Origin of the sequence: Enterobacter sp. BRE11 (assembly GCF_031844285.1) — a bacterium.
In the GTDB taxonomy this organism is placed as follows: Bacteria; Pseudomonadota; Gammaproteobacteria; order Enterobacterales; family Enterobacteriaceae; genus Pantoea.
The window spans coordinates 18,694-37,011 of the sequence record NZ_JAUZUX010000001.1; the positions used below are offsets into that span (position 1 = coordinate 18,694).

Sequence of the window (18,318 nt, forward strand, 5' to 3'; positions counted from 1 at the left end):
CGGGTTACTTCAGGTCGGCCTCGTCAAAGCTGAATGAGGTATCGGGCATCACGTAGAACCCGGTCAGCGACGCGGTGTTGGCGGAAACCAGCTGCTCCACCACCAGCGGGATCCACGGATGGTCGTTCCAGATTTTATCCTGCGCGTCTTTATAGAGGCTGGCTTTGCGATCGCGATCGGTGGTCTTCAGCGCATCGGCCAGGTCTTTATCCACCTGCGGATTGCTGTAGAAGGCGGTGTTAAAGATGGCGGGCGGCCAGGAGGTGGTGGCGAACAGCGGCGTCAGCGCCCAGTCGGCTTCGCCGGTAGAGGCGGACCAGCCGGTGTAGAACATGCGGACGCCGCTCTCTTTCTGGCCTTTACTCTCCACCTCGGCGGCGCGCTGACCAGCGTCCATCGCCGTGACTTTCACCTTCACGCCCACCTGCGCCAGCTGCTGCTGGGTAAACTGCAGCACTTTTTGCGCAGTGCTGTGGTTATGCGACGACCAGAGCGTGGTTTCAAAGCCGTTAGGGTAGCCCGCTTCCTTCAGCAGCTCGCGCGCTTTGGCCGGGTTATATTGAATCGCCGGGTAGCGCTGCGCAAAGTCGATTGACGGCGGGACGATGCCGGTCGCCGGCGTTGCATAACCGGCGAAGGCGACTTTGGTCAGCGCCTCGCGGTTGATGGCGTACTCAAGCGCCTCACGCACCTTCGGGTTGTCGAACGGCTTCTGGGTAACGTTCAGGCTGATATAGCGCTGCATGATCGACGGCGAGGTCACCACCTTCAGCTTCGCGTTCTTCTCCAGCAGTTTGGCCTGCTCGAAGGGGATCGGGAACGCGAAGTTCGCTTCGCCAGTCTGCAGCATCGCCGCGCGGGTGTTGTTATCCACCACCGGACGCCAGGTGATGCTGTCGAGTTTCGGATAGCCCTTCTTCCAGTAGCCGTCCCACTTTTTCACCTTCACATAGTCGGTCTGGTTCCAGGTCACCAGCTCATATGGGCCGGTGCCGACCGGGTGAAAGCCGATCTCTTTGCCATATTTTTTCAGCGCGGTGGGCGAAATCATCGCGGCGGCCGGGTGCGCCAGGTTGTTGATAAAGGCCGAAAACGGCTGCTTCAGGGTGATCTTGACCGTGGTGGGATCGACGGCCTCGGTGGTGGCGATATATTTAAACAGGTTATAGCGCTTGAGGTGGTTATCCGGATTGCTGGCGCGCTCCAGGTTGACCTTGACCGCTTCGGCGTTAAAGTCAGTGCCGTCCTGGAACTTGATTCCCGGACGCAGCTTAATGGTGTAGGTCAGGCCGTCCGGGCTTGCCTGATAGCTTTCCGCCAGCACGTTAGTCAGCTTCATCTCTTTATCGAAGCCGAACAGCCCCTGATAGAAGGATTTCGCCACCGCCTGCGACAGCGTGTCGTTGGCGTCGTAAGGATCGAGCGTGGTGAAGTTGGAGCCGACGGCGATAACCGCATCTTTTGCCGCCCAGGCGGGCAGCGCCGCCATGGCGCTCATGACGCCCGCAGCCAGTAACCCTTTACGCATTGCGTTGTGCATCGTGTTCTCCTGTATCCCTGCTTAGTGTGATTGTGATGTCAGGTGCTGCTGATAGCATGACGCGCGACGAAATGGCCCGGTGCCACCTCCATCAGCGGCGCGACTTCAGGCTCGTCGCCCAGCGCGCGCACGGCGCTGGGTATTTCATCCACCATCAATGCGCGTTCGCGTCGACGGTGCGCCGGATCCGCCACCGGCACGGCAGCCATCAGCTTGCGGGTGTAGGGGTGCCTCGGCTGCTCGAACACCGCCTGGCGCGGCCCCATTTCAACGATCTGTCCCAGATACATAACCGCCACGCGATGGCTGATGCGCTCGACAACGGCCATATCGTGCGAAATAAACAGGAAGGCGATACCGAATTCGCGCTGCAGATCGAGCATCAGATTGACGATCTGCGCCTGAATCGACACGTCGAGCGCCGACACCGACTCATCGGCGATAACCACTTTGGGATTGAGCGCCAGCGCGCGCGCGATGCAGATGCGCTGGCGCTGGCCGCCGGAAAACTCATGAGGATAGCGCTGCGCGTGCTCCGGCAGCAGCCCCACTTTTTCCAGCAGCCAGGCGACGCGCTGCTCCGCCTCGCGACGCGGCATCACCTTATGCACCAGCAGCGGCTCCATAATAGAGAAGCCCACCGTCAGGCGCGGATCGAGCGAGGCGTAGGGATCCTGAAAGATAAACTGGATATCGCGCCGCAGATGCGCCAGCGCCGCGCCGGCGAGCCTGTCGATGCGTTGGCCGTTGAAGGTAATGGTGCCGCCCTGGCTCGCCACCAGCCGCAGCAGCGACCGCCCGGTGGTCGATTTGCCGCAGCCCGATTCACCCACCAGCGCCAGCGTCTCACCGGCGTAGAGATCGAAACTCACCTTCTCTACCGCATGCACGCGACGCCTGACGCGGTTAAGCAGGCCACCGCGAATATCGAAGCGCGTCACCAGATCGCGCACCTGCAAAATCGGGTCGAGATCGCGACGCGCGGTGTCCTGCGGCGTCTCCGGCTCCGCCTGACCGCCAGCGCGCAGCAGAGGAAAACGTGCGGGCAGCGGCTGACCGCTCATCGCGCCAAGCTTCGGCACCGCCGCCAGCAGCGCCTGAGTATAGGGCTGCTGCGGCGCGTCAAACAGCTGCTGCACCGGCGCGCTCTCCACCCCATCACCGCGATACATTACCTGTACGCGGTCCGCCATTTCGGCCACCACGCCCATATCGTGGGTGATAAAAATCACCCCCATCTGCATCTCTTTTTGCAGCACGCGGATCAGCTGCAGGATCTGCGCCTGAATGGTGACGTCGAGCGCCGTGGTCGGCTCATCGGCGATCAGCAGCGCGGGACGGCAGGAGAGCGCCATGGCGATCACCACGCGCTGGCGCATGCCGCCAGAGAGCTGATGCGGATAGCGCGCCAGCACGCTCTGCGCCTCGGGAATGCGCACCAGATCGAGCATGCGCCGCGCTTCCGCCAGCGCCTGCTGATGGCCTTTGCCCTGATGCAGCCGAATCGACTCGGCAATCTGCTCACCAACGGTAAAAACCGGGTTGAGCGAGGTCATCGGCTCCTGAAAAATCATCGCCATGTCGGCGCCGCGCACGCGGCGCATTACGCCTGGCGCTGCGCGCATCACGTCCAGCAGTTCGCCGCTGCGGCGGCGCAGCAAAATATCGCCGCTGACCTCGCCGCCCGCCTGCTCGATCAGCCGCATCAGCGCCAGCGAGGTGACCGATTTACCGGAGCCGGACTCGCCGACGATTGCCAGGGTTTCGCCGCGCTGCACCTCGAGCGAGAGGTCGCGCACCGCGTGCGTCACGCGCCCTTCATGGCTGAAGCGTACGTTGAGATTGCGTACCGCCAGAACCTGATCCGGCGCCATTTGCTGCGTCATGCCTGCTCCTTAGCCTTCGCGATAGATGCCGACCTCAATCTCTTCGCCCACGCGCGCCACGCCGCGGTACATGCCTTCGCTGTTGAACGGCAGCGCCACGTTGCCGAAGCGATCGATAGCGATCAGGCCGCCGCTGCCGCCCAGCTCGGGAACGGCGTCGTGGATAACGTTAACGCACGCCTGCTGCAGCGAATGACCGCCGTAGCGCATCTGCGCGGCGATATCGTAGGCTGCCAGGGTACGAATAAAGACCTCGCCCGTGCCGGTGCAGGAGACCGCCACCGTGTCGTTGCTGGCGTAGCAGCCGGCTCCCGGCAGCGGCGAATCGCCAACGCGTCCCGCCTGTTTGTTGGTCATGCCGCCGGTCGAAGTGGCGGCGGCGAGGTTGCCCTCCGCATCGATCGCCACCGCGCCCACGGTGCCGAATTTGCGGTCGGGATCGAGCGGGTCGTCAGCTTTCGCCGCGCCATCGTGATCCAGCACCATCTCATCGCTGGTCAGCGCGCGCTGAAGCTGCTCCCAGCGTTCCGGCGTCGAAAAGAAAGCGGGATCGACCTCTTCCAGCCCGTTATCCCGCGCGAACTGCTCCGCGCCCGCGCCGATAAAGAGCACGTGCGGACTCGATTCCAGCACCTTGCGCGCCGCCAGCACCGGATTGCGCAGGCGCGACACGCCTGCCACCGCGCCTGCCGCCAGCGTGCGGCCGTCCATCACGCAGGCGTCCAGCTCGTGCGTGCCCTGATGCGTGAAGACCGCGCCCTTGCCGGCGTTGAACAGTGGGCACTCCTCCAGCAGCCGCACCGCTTCGGTCACGGCGTCCAGCGCGCTGGCGCCCTGCGCCAGCATCTGCTGTCCCGCACTGAGGATATCGCTCAGCGCCTGACGATACGCCTGCTCTTTTTCTGCGCTCATTGCCGAGCGCGTAATGGCGCCTGCCCCACCGTGAATGGCGATGACTGCTTTAACCATAACGCTTGCCCTGTCCTTTTACCGGAGTGAAAACACTGATTTAAAATGGTTTTCAGCCAATTTAAATGATTTTTGACTATAGAAAGCCTCTCTGAGCTTGTAAAGGAGAAACTGGCGCGTCAGCCATAACCTTTTATTGTGGCTTATGCCGCGGCGGAAATGTGACTCTGCTGGCAATTAGCACCATAATAGTCCGCAACGTTCTTTACTCAGGTTGCTCATACGATGGAAAGCTTTACCGCAGGATTAATTTCTCTGGAGGAGGCGCAGGCAAAAATGCTGGCGCAGCTTCAGCCTCTGCGCGATCGCGTCAGCGTGCCGCTGGCGGATGCGGCTGGCCGCATTACCGCTTTGCCGGTCACCTCGCCGATTGACGTGCCGCCCTTTGATAACTCGGCGATGGACGGCTACGCCGTGCGACTGGCCGATATTCAATCGGACCAACCGGTGAAGATTGCTGGCAAAGCCTTTGCCGGCGCCCCTTTTGACGGCGACTGGCCAGCGGGCAGCGCGGTACGCATTATGACCGGCGCGCCGGTGCCGCCAGGGTGCGAAGCGGTGGTGATGCAGGAAGAGACGCACGAGGTCGACGATGGCATTGTAATTAACGCGCCGGTGCGGGCGGGACAAAATATCCGCCGGATCGGCGAAGATATCCGTCGCGACCAGCCGGTGCTGGCGGCAGGCGTACGGCTCGGCGCAGCGGAGCTGCCGCTGCTCGCCTCGCTCGGCCTTGCCGAAGTCAGCGTGCTGCGCAAGCTGCGCGTGGCGGTTTTCTCCACCGGCGACGAGCTGCAGCCTGTCGGCCAGCCGCTGGCGCCCGGTCAGATCTACGACACGAACCGTTTTGCCGTCTCGCTGATGCTGCGCAAGCTCGGCTGCGAAGTGATCGATTTGGGCATCATTAAAGATGATCCGCAGGCGCTGCGCCGCGCGTTCGCAGAAGCGGATCGGCAGGCCGACGTGGTGATCAGCACCGGGGGCGTATCAGTCGGCGAAGCGGATTTCACCAAAACCATGCTGGACGAGCTCGGCGTTATCACCTTCTGGAAGCTGGCTATCAAGCCAGGTAAGCCTTTCGCCTTCGGCCGCCTCGCCAGCAGCTGGTTCTGCGGGCTGCCGGGCAATCCGGTGTCGGCCGCCGTCACCTTCTATCAGCTGGTGCAGCCGCTGCTCGCCGCCCTGACCGGCCAGAGCGCGTCGCCGCTGCCGCCGCGCCTGCGCGCGCGTGCCGCCTCCCGCCTGAAAAAATCGCCTGGCCGCCTCGATTTCCAGCGCGGCATCATGCGTCGCGGCGAGGACGGCGAGCTGGAGGTGCACACTACCGGCCACCAGGGCTCGCACGTCTTTAGCTCTTTCGCCGCCGCCAACTGCTTTATCGTGCTGGAACGCGATCGCGGCGCGGTCGAGCCGGGCGAATGGGTCGAGGTTGAGCCATTCAATACGCTGCTGGAGGGATAATGCTGCCTGAACTCAGCGATGAAGAGATGCTGCGCTATAACCGCCAGATTGTGCTGCGCGGCTTCGACTTCGACGGGCAGGAAAAGCTCAAGGCGAGCCGCGCGCTGATTGTCGGTCTTGGCGGGTTGGGCTGCGCCGCGTCGCCCTATCTGGCCGCCGCGGGCGTCGGCGCGCTGACCCTGCTCGATTTCGATACCGTCGCGCTGTCGAACCTGCAGCGTCAGATCCTGCATCACGACGCGGATATTGGCCGCGCCAAGGTCGACTCGGCGGCGCAGAGTCTCGCCGCCATCAATCCGCATGTGCAGATTGATACCGTTAACGGCGTGCTGGAAGATGAGGCGCTTGAAACGCTGATCGCCAGGCATCAGGCGGTGCTCGACTGTACCGACAACGTGCAGATCCGCGAACAGCTCAACCGCCTTTGTCGGTCGCGTGGCGTGCCGCTGGTTTCCGGCGCGGCGATTCGTATGGAAGGCCAGATTAGCGTCTTTACCTGGCAGCCGGGCACGCCCTGCTATCGCTGCATTAGCCGCCTGTTCGGCGAGCAGACGCTCAGCTGCGTCGAAGCGGGCGTGATGGCACCGCTGGTCGGGGTAATTGGCGCCATGCAGGCGATGGAGGCGATTAAAGTGCTGACGGCCTTCGGCACGCCCGCCGCCTCGCGGCTGCTGATGTATGATGCAATGAGCGCGGAGTTTCGCAGCGTGAAGGTAGCGCAAGATGCGCACTGCGAAGTCTGTGGTTTGCCGACAGCCAGCTAATAAGCTTCAAAGCAGGTGGCATGGACCGAAAAGCAAAGCGTCCCGCGCCAGGGATGGTGCGGGCCGAGCGGCATGGATGCTTAAGCGACTTTGCGATCGGGCCATGCCACCTGCGTTCGCGCCCGAGCTAACCGCCATGGGGTAACTCTCGCTACCCCACATAGTCTGTTGAATCAGTAAATACCCTGACTGCGCAGATAGTCTTCGTAGGTGCCGGTAAAGTCCACCACGCGGTCCTCTTTGATCTCCAGCACGCGCGTCGCCAGCGAGCTGACGAATTCACGGTCGTGCGAAACGAAAATCAGCGTGCCTTCATACATCTCCAGCGCCATATTCAGCGACTCGATCGACTCCATATCCAGGTGGTTGGTCGGTTCGTCCATAATCAGGATATTGGGTTTCTGCATCATCAGCTTGCCGAACAGCATGCGTCCCTTTTCCCCGCCCGACAGTACCTTCGCCGGTTTTTTGATGTCGTCGTGGCTGAACAGCAGACGTCCAAGAATGCTGCGTACCGCCTGCTCGTCATCCCCTTCCTGCTTCCACTGGCTCATCCAGTCGAAGACGCTAAGGTCATCGGCGAAGTCGGCGGCGTGATCCTGGGCGTAATAACCAATACGCGCATTTTCCGACCATTTAACGCTGCCGCTGTCTGGCTCAAGTTCGCCGACCAGCGTTTTCAGCAGCGTGGATTTACCAATACCGTTGGCGCCGATAACCGCCAGCTTCTCACCGACTTCAAGCAGCAGGTTGAGATTTTTAAACAGCGGACCGTTATCAAAACCTTTAGTCAGCGCTTCAACTTCCAGCGCATTACGGAACAGTTTCTTATCTTGTTCAAAACGAATAAACGGGTTTTGGCGGCTGGACGCTTTAACTTCATCCAGCTTGATTTTATCAATTTGTTTCGCGCGCGACGTCGCCTGACGCGATTTAGAGGCGTTGGCGCTAAAGCGGCTAACAAAAGACTGCAGCTCGGCAATCTGCGCTTTTTTCTTCGCATTGTCTGCTAATAAACGTTCGCGCGACTGGGTAGCCGCCGTCATGTACTCGTCATAGTTACCTGGATAAACGCGTAATTCGCCGTAATCGAGATCCGCCATATGTGTACAAACCATATTCAGGAAGTGACGGTCGTGCGAGATGATGATCATGGTGCTTTCACGCTCGTTCAGCACCTGCTCCAGCCAGCGGATAGTATCAATATCCAGGTTGTTGGTTGGTTCATCCAGTAACAAAATATCAGGATTTGAAAATAACGCCTGCGCCAGCAGCACACGTAATTTCCAGCCCGGCGCAATTTCGCTCATCGGGCCATAATGCTGTTCAACCGGTATGCCAACGCCGAGTAATAACTCGCCAGCGCGCGATTCGGCGCTGTAGCCATCCATTTCGCCGTAAAGCGCTTCAAGGTCCGCGACTTTATAGCCTTCCTCTTCGCTCATCTCCGGCAAAGCATATATGCGGTCGCGCTCCTGCTTTACTTCCCACAATTCATGGTGACCCATGATGACGGTGTCCAGCACGCTATATTCTTCAAACGCGAACTGATCCTGTCTTAACTTACCAATGCGCTCGTTAGGATCGTATGAGACATTACCGCCGGTGGGCGCCAGATCGCCGCCGAGGATTTTCATAAAGGTGGATTTACCGCTGCCGTTTGCACCGATTAAACCGTAACGATTACCGCCGCCAAATTTTACGGAGATATTTTCGAACAGTGGCTTGCTGCCAAACTGCATGGTGATATTGCTGCTTACTAACACGGCATTGACCTTTATGGCTGAGTGAGGGGAAAAACGGCGGCCATTATGCCAGACATCGCCTTACGCATGCCAGCGCCAGGCGTGCGGCCTGAGGCAAGCCGCTGGCAGTGGGGGAAAAATAAAAAGCCGGTGGCTGTTCAGGCCACCGGCTCCCACTTGCAAGGATTGGGTAAATTTAGCCGATCAGGAAATCGTCAAGGCTTTTGCCGGAATCGAGCGCCTTTTTAATTGCCGCTGGGGTACGCCCCTGGCCGGTCCAGGATTTAACTTCGCCGTTCTCGTCAGTATAAGAATACTTGGCGGGACGCGGCGCACGCTTGGCGCGTTTTTTACCGGTTTCCAGCGCGCCCAGTAATTCGTTCGGGTCAATACCGTCAGCCAGCAGCATTTCGCGATATTTAGAGAGCTTTTCTTCTTTTTCGCGGTTTTGCGCTTCTTCAGCTTCCACTTCTTCACGACGTTCTGTGACGACGACGGTTAATTTCTCCAGAATTTCTTCCAGATCGCTCAATGGCAGTTCACGCGCCTGAGCACGTAATGTGCGAATGTTGTTCAGAACTTTAAATGCGTCACTCATTATACTGTCCTTGACTAAGGGGTTTAATAAAACTGTAGCGCCAAGATTACCCAATTCAAATAAAAAAATAAATTAATTTTCGTCTCCAGAAAATTCTGAAGCGCGCAGGCAAATTCCGTAGCTGAAACTTAAGTAAATTCTCACGGTGTTATTAACGATGAATTAACAGCTCAGGCCTGGATAAAAGCGGGAGGCTGAAATCGTTTTCATTGAAGGTTGAAGGGTTTAATAGCCTGCCGCCTGCGGGTGACAGGTGATATAAAGTGCTTTTTAGATGACTTTTTACAAATAGTATCTGAACAGATCACAGCATGGAGTTTAGGCAGAAGCGCGTGTCAAAAGGTTAATCTACGGCACGAATGGATAAAAAAAAGCCGGCGCGGGCGCCGGCTCAGACTCAAATTGATAACCTTTTATTATGAAGTTTTATTTGCTGGCTGTCTCAGGGGTTCGCGCACAAACTCATCGTCATTCGACAGGGTTTCATGCAGATAGTGTTCAATCTGCTCCAGACTACGGTTACGCGTTTCCGGTACGCACTTGATGACAAATATCGCCCCCGCAATCCCCACCAGCGCAAAGATAAAGAAGGCGCCCGCCAGCCCCACGCTTGCCAGCAGCACCGGAAACATCAGCGAAATAAGGAAATTGGCGATCCACATAGCAAATACCGCCCCCCCCATAAAAATACCGCGCAGACGCGTTGGGAATATTTCCGAGAGCAGCAGCCAGGTGACTGGCGATAACGCGCCCTGCTGAAAACTTAAAAACAGCAGCATGCCGAACAGCACCATATAGCTGCGCCACATGTCAGGCTGACCATTAACGGTTTCCGGCATAAACAGCGTCACCGCACCGATAAAAACCAGACAGGCGGTGCAGCCGAACTGACCAATCATGGTCAGCGTTCGTCGTCCCATTTTTCCCAGCAGCCAGATGCCGACAAAGGTCATTAATACTGAGATAACGCCGTTGGCGATGGTGGCGAACAGCGCTGCGCTGTCATCCATGCCGACCGCTTTTAGCATGGTCGGCGCGTAATACATAATGGTGTTAACGCCCGTTAGCTGCTGAATAACCGCAATGCCCATACCGATCAAAAAGAGCTTAAACAGCCAGGGTTTGCGCAGCTCGCTCAGTCGCGGGCGCTGCTGCTGCTCTTCCGACAGCGTCTCTTCTATTTCCGTCAATTCCCATTCGACATCCTGGCGCGCGCGCGTCCGCTCCAGCACGCGGCGTGCATCGGCCAGGCGCCCTTTCATCGCGTACCAGCGCGGCGTGTCTGGCATAAACATCATGCCAAAGAAAAGCAGTACCGCCGGCAGCGTCGCCACTGCCAGCATCCATCGCCAGGTGGTTTCACCCCCCCAGGCGGCGTTGAAACCGGCGTTGGAGATATAGGCCAGCATCTGGCCGGAGACGATCATCAGCTCCTGAAGCGTCACCAGCTGGCCGCGTCGGTTCGCTGGCGCGATTTCAGCGATATAGACCGGTACGGTCGCCGCAGCGCCACCCACGGCGACGCCCAGCACCAGACGGAAGAAAATCATCCAGCCCACATCTGGCGCCATCGAGGTGCCCAGGGCGCCGGTGGCGAAGATCACGGCCAAAATCAGAATAATTTTTTTCCGTCCGGCCGCTGCCGCGAAATGGCCGGAGAGCAGCGCGCCAAAAGCGGCGCCAAACAGCAGGCTGCTGGTCACCAGACCGGTGGTGAACGGCGTCAGATGGAGTTCCGGGCCCATAAACAGCAGCGCACCCGAGATCACGCCGGTGTCGTAGCCAAACAGCAGACCGCCAAGCGTAGCGACCACGGCGATGACTTTAACAAAAGGTTCGGTGCGGGCATTGCTGTTCGGCCCTGAGGCCTTATTCAGCGTAAGGTAAGATTCTCTGGACATGTCTTCTCCCGATGGTGTGCAGATGTCCAGTGAAAATAGATTATTTTTATCGCAAAGATAATATATGAAATATTAGTTTTGAGCGGTGAATCATAGGCTCCGCTTATTTTTGCATGCTCGATCACATTTATTCGCTATAACCCTTTACCTGCCCCCCTTAATGGCGCCGCACATAAAACCCATCGAAGTGATAAAAGAGAATTTTTATTTCATTTATAGCGGCACGGCTGGCGTGCCTGTTGGGAGAAGCTGCGGCAGGTGCCGCAGCCGTAAGCAGAGAGAAAACGTTAGCTGGCGCTGGCGGCCGGGCCGAAAACGTCGAACTGCGGTAGCGTGACGTTCTGGTAAGTTTCCCAGCCGCCGCCCAGCGCTTTATAGAGCGCCACCAAATCGAGCGCGCTCTGCATGCGCGCCTGGGTCGCCTGCTCCTGCGCCTGCGCCAGCTGACGCTGTGCGTCCAGCACATCGATAAAGGTCGAGATGCCCTGACGATAGCTGTCGCTGGCCAGATCGAAGGCGCGCTGCAGCGACCCGGTGGTTTCATCCAGCGCCGTAACCCGCGCCTGATCGGCGCGATAGCTCACCAGCGCGTTTTCCACATCCTGCAGCGCGGTGAGCACCGTCTGACGATAGTCGAGCGCCGCACTCGCCTGCTGCGCGCGCGCCAGCTTCACGCTGGAGACCAGCCGACCGCCCTGAAAAATGGGAATCGACAGCGAGGGACCGACGGAATAGAAGTGGCTGCTCCAGTTGTCGAGATAGCTGACGTCGGTATTACGCACCCCAAGCTGGCCGGTAAGCGACAGGCTGGGAAACAGCTGCGCCACCGACACGCCGATGTTCGCCGTCTGCGCGTGCAGCGTCGCCTCCGCCTGACGAATATCGGGACGGCGGCGCGCCAGCGTGGCGGGAATGCCGACCGGTACAATCTGCGGCAAAACAGGCATCGCTTTCGGCGCAAAGAGTTCATTATCCAGCGCGCCGGGGGTTTTGCCCAGCAGCACCGCCAGCCCGTTCATCGCCTGGCGCGCCTGCGACTGATACTGCGGCAGCTGCGCCTGCAGCGAACTGAGCTGCGCGCGCGCATTTTCCACATCGGTCAGCGGTGCCAGACCGTTGCGCTGCTGGCTCTGCGTGAGCTCCCAGCTCTGCTGCGCCACCGCAATCTGCTGCTCCAGCGTGGCGACCGTCGCCTGCGCGCCGCGCAGCTGCAGGTAGGCGCGCGCCACTTCAGCCTCCAGCGAGACCAGCGCGTCGTTGCGCTGCTCAATAGCTGCCTGAGTTTGTGCATCGGCCAGCTCAACCTGGCGGCGAACTTTGCCCCAGAGATCCAACTCCCAGCTGGCGTCGAAGCTGCCCTGATAGAGCGTCACCGGCTGCTCCAGGCTGCTGAGCTGGCTGGCGGTGTCGCTGTCCAGCTGGTCAGTGGCACCGTTCGCTTTTAGCAGGCCTTCCAGCCCCAGCTGCTGGCGCGTGACCTTCGCGCTGCCGTTCAGGCTGGGAAAGAGGCCGCCGCGCGCCTGTGCCAGCTCCTGCCGCGCGCCCGCGATGCGCAGCACCGCCTGCTGTAGCGTCAGGTTGCCCTCAATGGCGCGGTCGATAAGGCTATTGAGCTGCGGATCGTTAAAGGTTTGCCACCAGCGCGTGTTAACGGCGCCGGAGGCCGTTTTCGACGCCTGCTGCGCATCCATCAGGTGATATGCGCCGGGAAGCTGCGGCTTCGGCGCCTCGTAATCGGGACCCACGGCGCAGCCCGCCAGCCAGAGCGCCAGCGTCAGCAGACTGAGCGGTCTTGCCAGCGCGCATGTAGAGATAACCTTCATGTCAGTGTGCTCCTGCGCTGCCTTCGCTCTTAATGGGCGACAGCAGCCAACAAAATGGAATCAAGATCAGAGCAACGATGCTCAGGCCCGTAAAGACGTCGATGTAGGCCAGAATGCGCGACTGCGCCACCATCTCCTGATAGAGCTGCCCGGCCGCCAGCGTAGCCGGATCGCCCACCGCCGCGGTAAAGTCGCGGATCGCCTGCGCCCAGTGCTGCACGGTAATATTGAATTGCTCGTTCAGCGGCGTCATGTTGTGCACCATATGCGCCGAACGCACCTGCTCGCGCTCGGTGATAGCCGCGGTCGAGAGCGAGATGCCAATAGAGCCCGCCACGTTGCGGAACATGGTAAACAGCGCCGAGGCGTCGGCGTTAAGGCGCTGTGGGATGGTAATAAAGGCGATGGTGGTCAGCGGAACAAACAGGAAACCCAGTCCGATGGACTGCGCGCTGCGCATCAGCACCAGCGTTTTAAAGTCGACGTCGGGCGTCAGGGTCGCGGAGTACATAAACGCCAGCGTCAGGCAGGTAAAGCCGAAGGCGATGATGTAGCGCGTCTGCACGCGCGGCATCAGGGCGAGCACCAGCGGAATGGTAAGCACAATCAGCACCGCACCCGGCGACAGCACCAGTCCCGACCAGGTCGCGGTATAGCCAAGATCCTGCTGCGCCAGCTGCGGCAGTACCACAGAGCTGCCGTAGAGGATCATCGCCATGCCTGCCATTAGCAGGCCGGAGACCCAGAAGTTGCGGTCTTTCATCACCAGGATATCCACCACCGGCTTACGGGCATACATCAGCCAGTAAACGGCCCCGACAATGCCAACCAGCGCCAGAGTGGCGAACAGCACGATGAAGTGGGAAGCGAACCAGTCTTCATCTTCGCCGCGGTCGAGAAAGACCTGCAGGCAGCCGAGCCCCAGCGTGATGAGGCCGATGCCGATATAGTCGATTTTCAGCCGCCCTTTCGCCCACTTGCGCTCCCAGGGCGGATCTTCCAGCAGCTGGTAGATCGCCAATACCGTCAGGATGCCCACCGGAATATTAATAAAGAACACCCAGCGCCAGCTGTAGTTGTCGGTGATCCAGCCGCCCAGCGTCGGCCCGATAACGGGCGCAACGATGATGGCGATAGAAGAGAGGCCAAACGCTTTGCCGCGATCTTCCGCCTTAAAGTAGTCGAGCAATACCGACTGCTGCACCGGCTGCAGGCCGCCGCCGAAAAAGCCCTGCAGTACGCGGAACAGGATGATTTGCCATAGCTCGGTGGCGATACCGCACAGGAACGAACAGACGGTAAACATCACGATGCAGATCAGGAAGAACTGTTTGCGGCCAAAGAGTCGGCTGAAGAAGGCGGAAATCGGCAGTACGATGCCGTTGGCCACCAGATAGGAGGTCAGCACCCAGGTCGATTCGTCATAGCTGGATGAGAGCGAACCGGCAATGTGCGGCAGCGCCACGTTAACGATGGTGGTGTCGAGAATCTCCATGAACACCGCCAGCGTAACGGTCACCGCCACCAGCCAGGGATTGCTGGAGGGTTGCCAGCTCTGCGCCTGACTCATTCTACGGTAACCTTAGGCTCTACTGACAGGCCGAGCGGCAGCGGATGGTTTGGATCCAGCCCTTTGTCGATAACGATTTTCACCGGTACGCGCTGGACGATCTTCACGTAGTTGCCAGTCGCGTTCTCCGCCGGGAAGGTTGAAAAGCGCGAGCCTGAACCCATCTGAATGCTGTCGACATGCCCTTCCAGCTTCATATCGGGCCAGGCATCGACGCTGATTGCCACTTTGTCGCCTGGGTTCATACGCGTCAGCTGCGACTCTTTAAAGTTGGCGGTGACCCAGATATCAGGCGATACCAGTGAAAACAGCGAGCTGCCTGCCTGCACCAGGGTGCCGAGCTGTACGTTGCGTTTGGTGACGAAGCCGTCGTACGGCGCACGCACCTGGGTATAGGAGAGATTCAGCTCGGCAGTGTTCAGCTGTGCCTGCGCCTGTGCGACCTGCTGCTGACGCGCTTCGACGTTGGTTTCCTGCTGGCGAATTTGCAGCGCGACCTGCGAGGCAACTTCTACCTGCGCTTTGGCGCTCTGCAGTTGCGCCTGGGCCGAACGCAGCTGCGCGGCGGCGGTATCGATATTGCGCTGGCTGGTAGCGCGCGGATCGACGCCGCGCTGACGGCGATAGTCCGCCTCGGCGTTGAGCAGGTTCGCCTGCGCTTTCGCCTGATCGGCCAGCGCCTGGTCGCGCTGTGCCGGATACTGTACCTTCGACAGCGCCAGCTGCGCCCGCGCCTGGTGCAGCTGCGCCTGAGCCAGGCCGAGCTGTGCTTTGGCCTGATCGCGCTGCGCCAGGGTATCGCGCGGGTCGATCTCCACCAGCAGATCGCCTTTTTTCACACGCTGGTTATCTTTAACCAGCAGCTTGACCACGTAGCCGGACGCTTTAGGCGCGATGGTGACCGCGTCACCTTCGGTAAAGGCGTCATCGGTGGTCTCTTCGTTACGCGTGCTAAACCAGAACCAGAAGCCCACAATCAGCATGATCACCACCACGACGGCGAGAATGATCAGCGGTTTTTTGCCGGGTCTTTTACGTTCGGGCTCATCGTTATTCTGGTCAGATTGCTCACTGGATGTATCCTGCTTTTTCTCTGCATCATCCTGATGAGATTTCTCTTTTTCATTCTCGCTCATAGTCAGTTCCGCATGGCTAACGCCCTAATTCCAGGGCATAAATGGTCAGTTAAACAGTAGATGGTAAACTGACATTTTCCAGCGTTTCTTGACCTTTCCCGACAAAAGAGGCACAAGCTGCAACATTTTTTTAAACGCAGCGGAAGTCAGTGCAGCAGGCGCAGCAGCAGCCAGCCGCTCAGCATCGACCAGGCGAGCATCGGTACAGAAAAGAGATGAAACTGCCACCAGACGGCGCGATCTTTCGCCATGCGTAGCGCGATAAGGTTGGCGAGGGAACCGGGCAACAGGCCGAAACCGCCGATATTCACCGCCCACGCAACGACGTCGGAAGGCGGTATCTTCTGCAGCAGCAGAATGGTGGCGGGCACGTTGCTGATAACCTGCGACAGGCCGATAGCCAGCAGATAAATTGCGCCGTCGCTAAAGTGCGACACGGCGTCGAAGTGACGCTGCACTACGGGCAGATGGGTAAGCAGGTAGACGTCGATAAACATGGCGATAAACACCGCCAGCAGACTCCAGTCGATAGCGAGCAGCACCTTGCGCGCCATGATCAGATAGCAGCCCATAATCAGCAGCAGCGCCCAGCCGGTCATCTGCCACTCCAGCGCGGCGACGAACAGCAGATAGAGCAGCACGCTAACGGCAAACAGCGGCTTCTGCCAGGCGCGGGGCGCGTCACTGCCCTGCTTTTGGATAGCACGCGGCTTGAAACTGAACCACGTCAGCGCCAGCAGCGTCACCAGCAGCCAGACCGCCAGCGGCGTCATTTGCCCGATGAACCCGGCTACGCTGAGCTTGCCGTGACTCCACAGCAGGATATTTTGCGGATTGCCCACCGGCGTCAGCAGCGAGCCGGCATTTACCGCCAGCGCTTCAAAGATGATCAGTCGGGACAGCGGCAGGCGTGAATATTTACGTAGCGTCAGGGTCAGCGGCACCAGAATAAACAGCGCCACGTCGTTGGTCAGAAAGGTAGAGAGCAGCGCGGCGGCCAGCACCATAAACAGCGCCAGCGCGCGTTCATGGTGGAAGCGGCCAATCAGGCGCGCGCCCAACACGTCGAAGTAGCCGCTGCTCTCCAGCCCTTTGGTTAACAGCAGCAGCCCTGTTAGCGTGACGATAGTGTGCCAGTCGACCGCGCCAGGGAGATCCGCCCAGCGGAAATTCGCCAGCAGCAGCAACACCGCGCCGAGCGCTAACAGCAAATGCAGAATACGATCATGCAAAAACGGGCGCAGCACGGTGAGCATGGTAGCGAGTCCGGTAGTTAGTGACGGCTTTCGTAAAACTTCTGGAAGACGGCAAGCGTCTCATCGCTGACGTGATGCTCAATGCCTTCGGAATCGCGACGCGCGGTTTCCGGGCTGATGCCCAGCGCAAGCAGGAAGGTTTCGACGATATGATGGCGGGCGCGGCTCTCCGCCGCCAGCTTTTCGCCCTCGCGGGTCAGAAAGACGCCGCGATAGGGAACCTGTTCCACCAGCCCGGCGCTGCTGAGACGTTTCAACATTTTAGCGACGGTAGGCTGCGAGACCCCCAGGCGTGCCGCCATATCGACCTGACGCGCCTCGCCGAATTCACCGATTAAATCTGAGATTAACTCAACGTAGTCATCGATCAGTTCGCGACGATGCGCTTCGCGAACCTGTCGGAATCCTTCGACATGCTCTTCAATATCTTTCAGGGGTCCAGGCGACGCGGACGCCCCACTTTTGGCACGACGACTCATTCATCTTCCTCTTTATTATTCTCCGTACCCGCACGGCGAGACGGATTTGCTGCGCTCATTGTAAACCAGGCACAAAGAAGCTCAAATTTTTCGTAAATAGCATTGGCTACAGGGTATAGCCAGTGCTATATTTGTCGATATTGTAGGCAAACGCGCAGACAATCAGGAGACGATCGTGCAGGATCCTTATCTGTTATTACTGCTTTTTCTCCTGTTTATCGCCGGCCTTTGTCTGCTGTTACGACGTTACTGATTGGGAGGTCGATATGAGCACCCTGAAATGCTGTCTTGACTGCGGCAAATGCTTCCAGACTGAAAAACCGGCTTCATCCGCAACGCTGAAATCCTGGCTTTGCCTGCTAAGCCGCTCCCCGTTTTCGCTTCGTTTGATGCTGGTTGAAAAACTGCTGGGTGAAAAACGCAGCAGTCGCAACTGCCCAAATCTTATCTGGCGCGGCTAACGCGCAATCTTCCTTATGCAGCCTCTGCTGTTTGCCTGGGCTGCTTTGCTGTTCGCCCTTCTCATGCCTTTTAGCGCCGCTTCCCTTCTTGAGCAAAGCGATCGCGTCGCTCCGACAATAAGAGGCGTTAAAAAAAAGATAAAAAAAACGGCCGCGAAGGGCCGTTTTTTTCTGCAACTGGTCTAAGCAAAACTTAGAAGCTGTAACCTACGCCAGCAATCCAGGTGCCTACGTCGACATTACGGATACGGCTCTGCTCGTAACCCACGTCGATAGCGAACTGCTGGTACGGGTTGAACTGCAGACCGGCACCGTAGGAGAAGCCTACGTCGCTCGAATCAGAGTTAGAACGGAAAGTGGTGTCGTTCTGCTGGAATTTACCGTAGCCGATACCTACCACGCCGTAGATGCTCGCCCAGTCGTTCAGACGGTAAGCAGGACCTGCGGTGAAACCGTAGTACTGGCCTTTGTTGTACACGCCAGATTCAGTGCGATCTTTTTCGGTGTAGGTGAAAGAACCGATCCAACCCAGCGGGTTAGAGCCGTCTTCATAACGGTATTTCAGGTTGAAACCGTTCGCTTTGTTAGCCACGCCCTGATAGTCGGACTGAGCGTAACCGCCGGTGACTGTGCTCTGCGCCATTGCGGAACCCGCAGAAACTGCCAGAACACAAGCCAGTGCTGAAAGACATGCAATTTTTTTCATAACCACCTCAAATGTGATAATAC

15 protein-coding genes are annotated in these 18,318 nt (G+C 58.8%); 3 read left to right on the forward strand and 12 right to left on the reverse strand.

What is annotated here, in order from left to right; translation table 11 throughout:
• Positions 1-4 precede the first annotated feature (4 nt).
• Genes gsiB through Q9R34_RS00120 form a run of 3 tightly spaced genes read right to left on the reverse strand, consistent with a single transcriptional unit; the run spans position 5 to position 4,395 of the window.
• Positions 5-1,540, reverse strand: coding sequence for a glutathione ABC transporter substrate-binding protein GsiB (gene gsiB / locus Q9R34_RS00110; RefSeq protein ID WP_434124472.1), 1,536 nt, complete (start codon positions 1,538-1,540; stop codon positions 5-7).
• A 38-nt stretch (positions 1,541-1,578) separates the two neighbouring features.
• Positions 1,579-3,426, reverse strand: coding sequence for a glutathione ABC transporter ATP-binding protein GsiA (gene gsiA, locus Q9R34_RS00115; protein WP_485891965.1), 1,848 nt, complete (start codon positions 3,424-3,426; stop codon positions 1,579-1,581).
• Between the two features lie 9 nt (positions 3,427-3,435).
• Positions 3,436-4,395, reverse strand: a complete 960-nt coding sequence (locus Q9R34_RS00120) for an isoaspartyl peptidase/L-asparaginase family protein (RefSeq protein WP_485891966.1) — start codon at positions 4,393-4,395, stop codon at positions 3,436-3,438.
• Between the two features lie 225 nt (positions 4,396-4,620).
• On the opposite strand from Q9R34_RS00120, the gene moeA reads away from it, so the two are divergent.
• The gene (gene moeA / locus Q9R34_RS00125; RefSeq protein ID WP_485891967.1) at positions 4,621-5,856 is read left to right on the forward strand and encodes a molybdopterin molybdotransferase MoeA; all 1,236 of its coding nucleotides are present in this window, start codon (positions 4,621-4,623) and stop codon (positions 5,854-5,856) included.
• Positions 5,856-6,620, forward strand: a complete 765-nt coding sequence (gene moeB / locus Q9R34_RS00130; RefSeq protein WP_485891968.1) for a molybdopterin-synthase adenylyltransferase MoeB — start codon at positions 5,856-5,858, stop codon at positions 6,618-6,620. The genes moeA and moeB overlap by 1 nt, the downstream gene beginning before the upstream one ends.
• Positions 6,621-6,793: 173 nt before the next feature.
• On the opposite strand, the gene Q9R34_RS00135 is transcribed toward moeB, so the two are convergent.
• The 8 genes from Q9R34_RS00135 to mntR all read right to left on the reverse strand — a co-directional run bounded on the left by Q9R34_RS00135 (position 6,794) and on the right by mntR (position 17,128).
• A complete protein-coding gene (locus tag Q9R34_RS00135; protein WP_434124464.1) occupies positions 6,794-8,386 on the reverse strand; it encodes an ABC-F family ATPase in 1,593 nt (530 codons plus the stop codon).
• Positions 8,387-8,561: 175 nt separating this feature from the next.
• Entirely contained in the window at positions 8,562-8,963 is a 402-nt protein-coding gene (locus Q9R34_RS00140; protein WP_033751426.1) for an H-NS family histone-like protein, read from the reverse strand.
• Between the two features lie 416 nt (positions 8,964-9,379).
• On the reverse strand, positions 9,380-10,864 hold the full coding sequence (locus Q9R34_RS00145) for a sugar porter family MFS transporter (protein ID WP_434124461.1): 1,485 nt from the start codon (positions 10,862-10,864) through the stop codon (positions 9,380-9,382).
• Between the two features lie 287 nt (positions 10,865-11,151).
• The gene (locus tag Q9R34_RS00150) at positions 11,152-12,687 is read right to left on the reverse strand and encodes an efflux transporter outer membrane subunit (protein ID WP_434124459.1); all 1,536 of its coding nucleotides are present in this window, start codon (positions 12,685-12,687) and stop codon (positions 11,152-11,154) included.
• Position 12,688: 1 nt separating this feature from the next.
• The gene (locus tag Q9R34_RS00155) at positions 12,689-14,257 is read right to left on the reverse strand and encodes a DHA2 family efflux MFS transporter permease subunit (RefSeq protein ID WP_434124457.1); all 1,569 of its coding nucleotides are present in this window, start codon (positions 14,255-14,257) and stop codon (positions 12,689-12,691) included.
• A complete protein-coding gene (locus Q9R34_RS00160) occupies positions 14,254-15,393 on the reverse strand; it encodes an HlyD family secretion protein (RefSeq protein ID WP_485891969.1) in 1,140 nt (379 codons plus the stop codon). Before Q9R34_RS00160 ends, Q9R34_RS00155 begins: the two co-directional genes overlap by 4 nt.
• Positions 15,394-15,539: 146 nt before the next feature.
• Positions 15,540-16,649, reverse strand: a complete 1,110-nt coding sequence (locus tag Q9R34_RS00165; protein WP_434124455.1) for an SLC13 family permease — start codon at positions 16,647-16,649, stop codon at positions 15,540-15,542.
• A gap of 17 nt (positions 16,650-16,666) precedes the next feature.
• Positions 16,667-17,128: a manganese-binding transcriptional regulator MntR gene (gene mntR / locus Q9R34_RS00170; protein ID WP_434124453.1), complete on the reverse strand. Its 462-nt coding sequence runs from the start codon at positions 17,126-17,128 to the stop codon at positions 16,667-16,669.
• Between the two features lie 266 nt (positions 17,129-17,394).
• Between mntR and Q9R34_RS00175 the strand changes: the two genes are divergently transcribed.
• Complete coding sequence (locus tag Q9R34_RS00175; protein WP_033751444.1) at positions 17,395-17,589, forward strand: hypothetical protein; 195 nt, start codon at positions 17,395-17,397, stop codon at positions 17,587-17,589.
• Between the two features lie 193 nt (positions 17,590-17,782).
• Here Q9R34_RS00175 and ompX read toward each other — a convergent pair whose 3' ends face one another.
• Complete coding sequence (gene ompX / locus Q9R34_RS00180) at positions 17,783-18,295, reverse strand: outer membrane protein OmpX (protein ID WP_434124451.1); 513 nt, start codon at positions 18,293-18,295, stop codon at positions 17,783-17,785.
• Between the last annotated feature and the right edge of the window lie 23 nt (positions 18,296-18,318).